General features: G+C 42.1%; 2 protein-coding genes. Both read left to right on the forward strand.

Going from position 1 to position 1,673, the window contains the following annotated elements; all coding sequences use genetic code 11:
• Window positions 1-259: 259 nt before the first annotated feature.
• Complete coding sequence (locus H6S82_RS32265; protein ID WP_190473245.1) at window positions 260-1,051, forward strand: SDR family oxidoreductase; 792 nt, start codon at window positions 260-262, stop codon at window positions 1,049-1,051.
• A 69-nt stretch (window positions 1,052-1,120) separates the two neighbouring features.
• On the forward strand, window positions 1,121-1,673 hold a 553-nt coding region (locus H6S82_RS32270), incomplete at its 3' end, for an aldehyde dehydrogenase family protein (RefSeq protein ID WP_191057427.1).

The raw sequence follows: 1,673 nt of genomic DNA on the forward strand, positions 1-1,673 counted from the left end.
CGGTTAGAATTGTATGCAGAAAGCTATCGACAATCTCACTTTTACCCAGCTAATACTATGCTCGATCGAGAGGTCGATCGCAAACACTTTATCCAAACACAGATGCAGACGATCGAACGTTTAGCTAAACTAGGAATAATTTAATTGCTAGTAACTGGTATAGGTCAGTAAAAATCATCTTACTACCTACTACCAATTACCGATATTTGGCAATTCTTGAATTGATTAACAGCCAAAATAAACCCAACGAATTAAACTGATGAAAGTTGCACTGATAACTGGCGGTACTCGCGGCATAGGCTTAAGCATTTCTAGGCAACTAGCGAGTAAAGGTTTCAATCTCATCCTGGGATATAATTCCAACCATGATGCTGCACTTGCTGCAAAGAAAGAGTTAGAGGAATTTAACGTTAAAGTTGTACCAGTAGCAGGCAATATCAAAAAGCCCGAAACAGTTAACAACTTTTTCAAAGTGGTAGAAGAACACTTCCAGCGCCAACTAACCGCCTTTGTTCATGTAGCTGGGTACGCAATCCTCGCCAAACTTCCTGGAGGATTTACTTTTGAACAGTATGAAGACGCTCAGGAAATTTATCCTAAAACCTTTCTTCGGTGCATGGAAAAAGCTTTGAATTACATGACTGACGGACAAGGACGAGTAGTAGCCATTTCTTCTCATGGCGTCTACAATCCAAGTAAAGTATATGCCATGTCTGCACCTGCGAAAGCCGCAATGGAAGTACTGGCAAAGCACTATGCTCTCTCAGTAGCTCCGCGAGGAATTACTGTTAATATTGTTACTCCAGGTTACATTAAAACTCAGGCATGGGAAGGATATTTAGCATCAGTTCCTTATATTGAAGACCTACCACCAAAAGCTACTCCTATGGGAAGATGGGGTCAGCCTGATGATGTGGCGACTTTGGTGGCTTTTTTGTGTTCGCAAGAGAGCGGATTTATCACAGGTCAAAACATTTATGTTGATGGTGGAATCGGACTTTCCTTGTTTTGGAACATTCATCAACTCAGTGAAAATCTCAACCTAGAATAATCATTATATTGTTACGCTGTCTGGCGCGGTTAAATTAAGTAGGATGGTTAAACAATTAGGATTTAAATCATGAATGAAAAACTAAGCGTTCGCAATCCTCGCACCGGAAAAATTGACTGCTGGATTTCACCGCCAACACCAGACCAAATCGCCGACAAATGCGCCCAAATGCGCGAAGCACAAATTCCGTGGCAGCAGGCGGGTGTAGAGCGGCGAATTGAGGCAATGCAGCAGTGGAAACAAGCCATTTTGTCCCAAAAAGAGCAATTAACAGAAGCTTTAGTAAACGACACGGGAAGATTGTCTGAATCTGTAGTAGAAATCAACTCGCTTATTTCCACGATCGATCGCTGGTGTCGGGTAGCGCCAGAATTATTGTTAGAGGATGAAAAAGCAACCGCAATTCCATTTATCCGAGTGCAAAGTCAACAGGTTGCCTATCAATTAGTTGGCGTCATCAGTCCTTGGAATTTTCCTCTCTTGCTTTCCACAATTGATACCATACCCGCATTGCTGGCAGGTTGTGCCGTCATAGTAAAACCGAGCGAAATTGCTCCCAGGTTTATTAAACCTTTGTTAGAAACTATTGCATCTGTATCACACTTGCGCGATGTTTTAACTT

Origin of the sequence: Planktothrix sp. FACHB-1355, from assembly GCF_014748295.1 — a bacterium.
GTDB classification, from domain to species: domain Bacteria; phylum Cyanobacteriota; class Cyanobacteriia; order Cyanobacteriales; family Aerosakkonemataceae; genus Aerosakkonema; species Aerosakkonema funiforme_A.